Raw genomic sequence first — 9,908 nt, 5'->3', positions numbered from 1 at the left:
ATGCCATAAATGCAGGTGTACCATTAGTTTTTGACAGGTTGACTCTCAGGTCTGCTCCCTTTGCTATTGAGAAGTTAATATCATGCACGTCCTCGCCGGCTATTGTTACTTCTTGGGTCAGTACTCCAATATATTTGTTGTTCCAGCTTTCAATTCCTACTGTGTAGGTCCCAGGATTCAACCCCTTGATTACATAATTTCCTTCTGCGTCAACATATGCACTTCTATAATTGTTATCAGAAGAAGCATATACATATACATCTTTTAAGCCTCCATTAGTGCATTCTACCCTGCCAGAAATTGAGTAAGTAACAGGTATATTAAATGCTACAGTATCAGTAACTGTTGTATCTACTGCCTTTCTTTCCCAATACCAGTTTTCATTTTCTCCCATATTTACATAAACATAATAATTTGTTCCCTCTGGTATGGTGAAAGTTGTATCCAGTGAACCGTCAGTTATCCATCTGTAATCATAGTAGTACGGATTTACACTGTATACTTCAACAACATAAGGTGATGTTGCCTTATTAACCGATACATTGAGTTCTGTCATTTTATTGAATATAGCATTTATTTCTATATCTCTACCTGGCATTATAAATACTGCTTTATTATTTGAAACAATATTTATTTCATTGGCGAAAGCTCCTGCAGCAGTCCACCAGATGGATTTTAATGTATTGCTTCCTTCAGGTTCAATTGTTAAGGTAACAGTTTCCCCTTCTTTAGCAGTTTCAGGAGCAATAATTGTACCTCCTGTGATACTGCTGCTTACAGTAATACTGTAGCTCTTTGCATCCCATTTTGCGAAGAGAGTCATATTAGTCTCTATTACATCAGTTTCAAAATTCCAGGGAATGGTTAATCCAAAGTCCTTATACCAGCCTGCAAAATCGTATCCTTCTCGAGTTGGAGGATTAGGTTCCGGAACTTTGCTGCCATAATCAATTTCTGTAATGGGATCAACTCTGCTTCCGCCCATGGAGTTAAAGTATACAGAGAGTTTATTTGCTTCATATATTGCTTTTACTGTAATATTTCCAGTTACCCTGCTAAAATCTGTGTCCCAACCTTTAAAGGTGTAACCTTCACGTTCAGGTGCTGTTGGAGCTGTGGCACCTTTTCCATATTCTACTTCCTGGGTCTCAAGTACCGTGTCATCCCAGTTTACGAAGGTTACTGTATATTTGTTTATTTCATAAATTGCTTTTACAGTAATGTCTCCGGTTACATTGTCAAATTCCTTGTCCCAACCCTTAAAGGTGTAACCTTCACGTTCAGGTGCTGTTGGAGCTGTGGCACCTTTTCCATATTCTACTTCCTGAGTCGTAAGTACTGTGTCATCCCAGTCTACAAAGATTACTGTATATTTGTTTACAGTCCATTTTGCATATAAGGTTATATCTGATTCTACTACATCAACTTCAAAATTCCATTCTGTAGTAAATTCTTCATCCTTATACCAGCCGCCAAAAGTGTGACCTTCGCGAGTAGGATCATTGGGCTTGGATATATTTGAGCCGTGAGTAACAGTTTGTGTATCTAATACTATGCCGTCGTAGCTTATAAAGGTTACTGTATAACTGTTCTCTACCCATTTTGCGTACAGGGTTATGTCTGATACTACTTTATCAGTAGCAAAATCCCACTTTTCCTTCAATTCCGCATCCTTATACCAGCCATCAAAACCATATCCCTCTTTTGTTGGTGGAGTAGGTTGCGATATTGTAGTGCCATGTGGAACATTTTTAATACTTTCAATACTTGTTCCACCTCTTGAATCAAAAGCTACTGTATATCTGTTTATCTCATAAGTTGCCTTTACGGTGATATCGGCTGTAACATTGGTGAAATCTGTATCCCATCCGGTAAAGGTATAGCCCTCACGGGTTGGATCAGCAGGCGCTGTGGCACTTCCACCATGAGTTACAGTTTGAATATCTATTACTGTACCATCAAAGTCTACAAAGGTTACACTGTATTTATTTATGATCCAGTTAGCATATAAAGTTATATCTGATTCTACTTTGTTAGTCTCAAAATCCCACTTTTCAGTGAATTCCTGGTCTTTATACCAGCCATCAAATGTATATCCAACTTTTGTTGGTGTCGCAGGTTCTTCTATTATGGAACCATGTGGAACGTTTGCAATGCTGTCTACACTAGAACCACCATTTGAATCAAAGGTTACTGTGTATTTTTTCTGTGTGTATTGTGCTGTAACTGTAATATCTGAAACAACATTATTAAAAGGCTTGTCCCATCCAATAAAGGTGTAACCTTCACGTTCAGGAACAGCAGGGGCTGTGGCACTTCCACCTCTTGGCACAACTTCAGTTTTTAATACACTTCCGTCATGATCCACAAAAGTTACCGTAAATTCTGTTGCAACAGGTGCCGAATAATCAAAAGCCCGAGACACTTGCTCAATTCCGTCAACAATGAATACGGCTAAATATCTTCCATCTTCAAGCCCTGAGAAAGCATCCTGAGGAATATTCATTCTATTATCCGAAACGGTAACAAGATCCGCTTGTGCTTTATAAATGAGGATATTCTCCAGGATTTTAAATATCTTTACCTGAGCAGAACTTGCATTGTTAAGTCTTATTCCTTCAGCATAGTATGTTCCGTCCTGGACTCCGGCTGATGTGATAACAGGTGAATTACCATTTACTTTGTAAAACATCATGTCATTGGAAGTCCTGATGTCAAAGTCTTCATCATCCTTATAACCTTTATAAATTGAACGTATCTTAAATATACCAGATGGTGCATTTGTCATATCCAGTTTTATTTCTTTATTATCCATGCTTATTACAGGTACTTCAATTTCCCCAAGACCTGTAGAATATGCAAAGAACTTAATCTTGCTAAAATCTGTGATATTAACGGTCCCATTATGAGGAATTGTTAATATATCACCATAAAACTCCTGGGCATTATACATTTCTATTGAAATAAATGGAAAGTCAGGCATTATGAAACTTGCACTAGCCATTATTTTATCATCTTCATCATCAGGGTCTGTTAGCCTGATTTCATAAACATAATATGAATTGAAATCATCATAGCTAAATGTGCCTCTTCCATTTTCTAAAGATGAAACATATATAGTTTCAAGTAATTCTTCTTTTCGACCGATTGCATCATTATAAATTCTATAAAGCTTAATTTCCCCTTCCCCAGTATAGTTATTTAAATCAAAAGATACTGATTGGCTTAATGGAATCGCAAATTCACTCCATAGCCCGGTTTGTGGATGCAGTGAGTAATATGGAACAGAATTACTAATATCAATATACAGATATTCTTTATCTTCTCTATATTCTCTATTTGCAAAGAAATTTATATAATAGCCGTTTATATCTCCAGAGAAACTTGCCCAGTCTTCATTAATCTTATCAATACTAATATCTATAGTTCCATTACCTTCAGAATCAACTATCATAGTATAAGGTATTTCTATGCCCTGACCCGGTGAATAATATAACACTGTGTATTCTCCCTCAGGAATACATTCTGACTTTAAGGTAATGACATTATCCTCTATGATTCCGCTAAGCACTCTTGGCTGGCTGCTAGCAAAAAACTCTCTATCTGCATAGTGGTTAAAAACAACTTCTTTACTGTAATCAAGAACTAACTCGTAAAAATTACCATCTTTCAGAGCATCACTTAGCGTAAACTCAAAAGATAACATGGTTTCTTTATTGTTTTCATTTATAGTTGATTCTCTATGCCTGTCTTTAGCATCGTAGTAGATATACCTTTTGTTTAATGGTTCCGCAACTACCGACCCTGTATTTTTATCAACAAGTTTAGCCTTTATATTATCAAGATCAGTAAATAAATGGTCTAACCTTACTTCTATTGTAAAATTCCTGGTGTCAGTAGTAAAAGCATGACCATATGAAGGAGCATGAATATTCTGTATCTGCAGGTAATCCCCAAAAATTATTTCGGTTTTACCCAGATAAATATGTGTTTGGTAATCACCTACTGTCACCTCTGCAGTATAAGTTCCTGGTGATACTTCATTGGTTTTATAGAGCTGATAATTCTCAAAACTAAATATATCAGTTAACTTATTTTCAAAAACAACATTTCCGGTTTTATCTTTAATAACTGTCTTAATGTATCTTTCATATGGAGATAAAATATACACCTGGGACATATATTCAGGAGGAATAATCAGCCACATATCCCATTTGCTCATCCGAATGTTTAACTTGTTGTTTTCAAACAGCTGGATTTCTGGTTTTTCTTCAAATTCTACTAAAATAGTTACATCTTCATCAGGCATATAAAATCCTGATTTATAGGGCGGTAATATTGATACAGGATATTGAGCATAATATGTTGAATCCGGCTCTGTCCCTCTCACTATAATAGTATTATCCTTAATCCTATATCCGCTGTCAGGTATGATTGTTACGTCTACCCATTCATCAAAGAGTGCAGTTGGTTTATCAACTGTAACTGTTCCATTTGAAGCAGGAATTATAGTTATGTTATGTGGTATCAGTGGAATGGGTTCAAATTGTGCATAAATTGTAATATTACCTTCAGGCATTGTAAACTTGTTGCCAATTATAGGATATTCCTGACCTACACCATTGATTTTATAAATCAATGAACCTTCTATAAGCCTGTAGCCTGATATTGGATTAATCAAAACCTCTATCTCCTGGCCAGCTGAGTATGAAGAGTATCCAGGAATCAATTGTACTGTTGCATTCATATATACAATTGGATCTATCGATACATAATATGTGGTTTGGGAAACAGGCACAAACTTTGCATATATTGTTATATTACCTTCCGGCATTATCAATATATTGTTCTCTATTGGGAATGATTCACCAATACCATCGATTCTATATACCAAAGAGCCCTCTGCCAGTTTAAAGCCATAATTCGGTATAGCCTCTACCTCTATTTGTTGTCCGGCTGAATACGGTCCATTTGCCGGAGTCAATTTAATGTATCCATTTACATATGCTTCCATGTCCAAAGTTATATAATATTGGAATTGATTATCTTGCTCAAACTCAGCATATACGGTTACAGGAGCTGAGGGCATTATAAAACTGTATTCAGTACCATTACCATAAATTTCAACAGGATCTCCCTGTGCATAACTCTCACGGTAATAAAGGGATGCTAATCTGTATCCCGGATCTGGGATAACAGTAAGGGTCACAATACTGCCCTCTGTTGCATAATTGTTTCCTCCTTCAACCCTTCCTCCTTTAGGAGTTTCTATATTAACATAATAACTATTGAGAAATCTAAATTCCGCATCTATCACTATATCTTCATCTGGCATTTCAAAGGCCATTGTTTCAAGATCGATATAAGTGTAATTTTCTGGATTAGTATCATTCATGGGCCTGTACCAGAGTCTTGACAATTTGTAATTCTCATAAGGTACAGCATATACTTGTATAATGTCTCCTTTGGCTGCCTGTGTAACATTTACGAAAATTTCCCCGTTATAAATATATTGATTTATTTCAATTGAATATTTTTGTACAAAAGCAGGTTCAAATTCTGCAGTAATTACTGAATCTCCTGTCAGCACAAAACTTCTGCCAATAATAGGCTGACCATTTACTTTAATAGAACCAGGTTTCAGTTGAAATCCTTCTGCAGGCTTATTCTTGATATACACCTCTGTGCCTACTGTACCATTTGTAACAGTATTGCCTAAAACTACTGCTTCAAGGGTTCCATTTTCAACCTGGGAAAGTGATATAGAATATATATTGTTATCAATTTCCTTATCAATGGGCGCAAAATATCTGAATTCACCCATAGTCCCTACAGGTTTGCCGTTTGCAAACAGGATACCTTTATACTTCTTATGGAAATTTATATTTTTTGTATCAGCAGCCTTGAAAACATATCCTCCATTTTCAGATACTAAATCAATTATGTGATCCGGTTCAATTCCAAAATTGTCAATACCGTAGAGTATCAACTGTGCATTGTAAATATTATCAATATTATTAATCCATAAAGTATTAATTGCTTGTAATTTATCTTCGCTTGAGTATGAGAAACTTATCCAGGGTGCTTTGCTATAAGATGTGTAATACCTGCTATCGCCAATATTACTGCCGTCATTTTTCTTTAATTCTACATCTGTGCCATTATCTTGATAATAAACTTTGAACTTATAATAACCCAATGGCATTTCATCAAAAACAGGTTGCATTAGATTATAATAAACTGTTTTTTCACGGGGATACTTAGTTACCTGAAAAGCATCATAAGTATATCCTTGTCCCAAAACATTTCTGGCAACAACCTTAAATTTATTATCATCAGTTATAGTCTCTGCAATACTTTTTACAATGTCAAGATACCCATTCAGTATTCTGTTATTTATGGAAAAATTGGCGGAAGAATCCGGTATTCCAGCTTCTAAAACGCTCAATTGAAAGAGCTCTTCCTCTTCATGGTACTGGTTATAAAAGCTGTAACCATATAGACGGTTTCTCCATTCCCCATTATAATCTTTATCAAAAATACTTACTTCATACTGCGTTTTATTTTTCAGAAGAATTACTTCTCCATCTGAATCAGTAAATTCAACATCAAACTCGTTATTAAAGGGAGCCACCATTTTTTCTGCTATTATTACACCATTTTCAGATAAAACTGCTTTATAGTGCCTGTCGGAAGCCAATCCGTTTCCATAAGCAACAAAGTTTGCATATCTGGAACTGGGCACCAACATTTTATTTATATAAGTTGCATTATAATCATCTACATAAAAATCGCTTTCTTTCCAGATACAATCAACTGAGTCGTCTAATAATTTTAGTCTATAATTGCCTATAGTGAACTTCTTTCCATCTTCCAGATTAAGTTTATATACTGCCTCAATATTGTTATCATAAACATTTTCTACTTTATATTCCCCATTACTTTTTGCTATGAGGTTATCGTATTTATCATAAAGACCCAGATTATAATCATCTAAGTTTACACTTTCACCAACTGCATTGATTTTTACATATACTACTTCTGAATCTGTCCTTGGAGAAGGATACTCATATGCTCTTCCCTTTATTTCAACATAGGGTTTATCAGTTACTGTAACTACATTTGGTATGTTGTAAATTAGATTATTCTGATTATCAAAAATCTGCACATTATATTGTCCGGGTATAAGCTCCTTGCCGCAAATAAGTGATACATTGACAGCCTTAACTCTGTATGTAAGTTCATTTACAGGAGCAACAGTAAAAATGGCATTATATCGTTTATCATAAATTGAAAAATCATATGAATTTGGGCTGTTATAATTCGAATCACTTATTGCATATACTTCTTCATTGTCAGAATAAACAAGTTTATATATTAATTCATGTGCCTTAAAATCTGCCGGAAGATCATTTAATGGAAGATAAAAAGTTATAAACGGCATTAAATTCGCCTGATTAATGATTTTACTCTCACTATTTATCTCTTCTACTGTCATGGGAGAAATGAAAGATGTGAGATATGTACTAATGTTTACAGTTTCATAAATTAATTCTGTCTCATAATTACTATTTTCAACATATACAGTGATGGTAAAGTCCAGTTTACCTTCTTCAGCACTGCTTAAGTAATAATCAATAAATTCAACATTACTAGTTTTTCCATAAAGATATCTAATTGTTTCGTAACTGTCGTCACTCAGTTTAATTCTTGCCCTATAATTCTTGGAGTTGTCATTAAAATCAAGTCCTGATATCTCAAATAATACTTGGGTAGAACCATAATAGTTACCAATCTCAAAAAGGTTTGCCGTGGTAATTATAATATAATTGCCATCATCTATAGGGTTCCCATCCTCCCCTATTACTCTTGCAATCTTTGTAACCTTCTCAAGATTTGCTGGTATTGTTGTTTCGTCGGGAACTGTTTCATCTGCGCTTACATTAAGCGGTAAGATAGAAAATACAAACAGAATAGTCACTAACAGAGATATTAGCCTTTTCCCTTTTTGGTACATACAATTGCCCCCTTAGTTGTAATTTAAAATACTTCTTTCGTTGTCCTGCCGCATTATTTACAAGACAAAAAAAGACAATCTTATAAAGTTATCGGATTAATTTAAATTAACTAAATAGAAAACACTTAAAACTATTATTTTTTCTGCTTCTTTTACTTCACCTTCCTTGTATTCGATAGATACATTTTCCAAAAATGCACCTATTAAATTATACCATCAATCTTTTGTGTTTAAAATAATTGTTTTGGGAATACAAAAAGGTAAATATTTACAATTGATATCAATATTTTTCAGATACCGCATTATTTTTAGAGAAAAAAGTTTTCTTTTTAGCTGATATATATCCAAGAACAGATATAATAAGAGCGCTTAGAGCATCTACTATTATATCTTCCATAGTATCTGAAAGAGCCTGACGCCCTGCCAGCATAGTCCCATCTTCCAAGGCATACTTTTGCATATTCAGAAATAATAAGCCATCACATGTATATTCATATATTTCCCATATAGCTCCTGCAGACAGGGCAAAACAGAAGGCAAACAAGGATATAAAGAAAGGGCTCAGGTGAATTCTTACCGATTCAGAATCATTTAGAGCACTAACCAGGTAAAATCCCAGGGCACCCAGCATAGCCCCGCTAAAAGCATGTAGTATAATATCCCAGTGAGGTATTATAAAGTAGAAGTTTCGTACTTCTCCCAAATAAATAGCACAGTACAAAAAAATGAAATAAAGTACATACATATAGTTTGGTATTCCAATTGACCATTTTTTATCAATAATAGATGGTACTGCCATAACAATAACTCCTAAAACGCATTGCAAAAGCATAAGAACATAGTCACTTTTCAACCTCACATACTCCTGCCCTTCCGGAACGGTAGCCGGAGATGTTATTATCTGAATTATTGCAAATATAATAGAAAGTACCAGAGTGATTAGTAAAATACTTCCTATTATTTTTCTCCAATTAATCTTATGCAATTTAAATACATAGATTTTCAAATAAATAACCCCCGTCTAATCTGATTTTAAAGCTTTTTCCATTATTCCATATAATTCAGGCATTCTTTTTGATATATTAACCGGTTTAAGATTCTTATCAGTCCAGGCATGGAAGGTTTCTCCCCGGGCAATCAGACTCATATCTTTCTTTTTAAAGATCTCGTAGCCAAAAGTTATTCTTACGCAAGTCATTTTTTCTATATGGGTTCTTATGATTATCTCATCCTCATACCTGGCAGGTGCTTTAAAACTACATTTCAAATCTGTTAGGGGCAGAAGTATTCCCGCTTCTTCTATCTTTGAATAGCTATAGCCAAGTTTTCTTATAAAATCCGTCCTACCCAATTCAAACCATACTGGATAGTTAGAATGATGAACAATGCCCATTTGATCTGTTTCTGCATATCTTACAACAATTTCTGAATCTGAAGTAATCATTTTGCCTCCTTGCTTTCAACCTTGAATAATTAAACTTGATTTGCAATTATAGTGTTAAAATAATTATATCATATTTCTCTATCTTCTTTCCAAATTTATGATATATAGGATACATATAGCAATTTTTTCCTTTAATCTTAACAGATTTTCCCAAGCATTAAAAGAAGAGGCAAGTTGTATCTCTAGCCTCTTCTTAACATTAATTATACACTGCTGAACTATCAGCATTTGTTATCTATTAATTCACAGCTGAACTTCATTAAGCTATTTATTATTATTTCTTTTATTATTTCATCAATCCTGTTTAGCTTTACTATCTGATAATCTGCAATAATACTGCGATCATCTTGGATGCTTCTGCCCTTGTTGCACTGCCTTTAGGATCAAAGATGTTGTTGGGCTTTCCGGATATTATTCCGGCTTTTTGCATCTTTGATACTGCTTCTT

4 protein-coding genes are annotated in these 9,908 nt (G+C 34.6%); all 4 read right to left on the bottom strand.

All coding sequences use genetic code 11. The features are described from left to right. Nucleotides 1-8,017, bottom strand: an 8,017-nt coding sequence (locus GXX20_09325) for a hypothetical protein (protein HHW31855.1), incomplete at its 3' end; no start/stop codon positions are given. Nucleotides 8,018-8,297: 280 nt separating this feature from the next. Then, on the bottom strand, nt 8,298-9,002 hold the full coding sequence (locus GXX20_09320) for a hypothetical protein (protein HHW31854.1): 705 nt from the start codon (nt 9,000-9,002) through the stop codon (nt 8,298-8,300). A gap of 36 nt (nt 9,003-9,038) precedes the next feature. Continuing rightward, nucleotides 9,039-9,461, bottom strand: coding sequence for an acyl-CoA thioesterase (locus GXX20_09315; GenBank protein ID HHW31853.1), 423 nt, complete (start codon nt 9,459-9,461; stop codon nt 9,039-9,041). 313 nt (nt 9,462-9,774) lie between these two features. Continuing rightward, on the bottom strand, nt 9,775-9,908 hold a 134-nt coding region (locus tag GXX20_09310; GenBank protein ID HHW31852.1), incomplete at its 5' end, for an S-layer homology domain-containing protein.

The organism is Clostridiaceae bacterium, from assembly GCA_012840395.1.
Taxonomy (GTDB): domain Bacteria; phylum Bacillota; class Clostridia; order Acetivibrionales; family DULL01; genus DULL01.
Note: the sequence above shows the minus strand (reverse complement) of the source record. Positions and strands in the feature narration are given on the sequence as shown.

What these genes read in the sequence shown, in the direction of transcription:
- GXX20_09315 (HHW31853.1), bottom strand. Translation starts at nt 9,461, where the DNA reads ATGATTACTTCAGATTCAGAAATTGTTGTAAGATATGCAGAAACAGAT.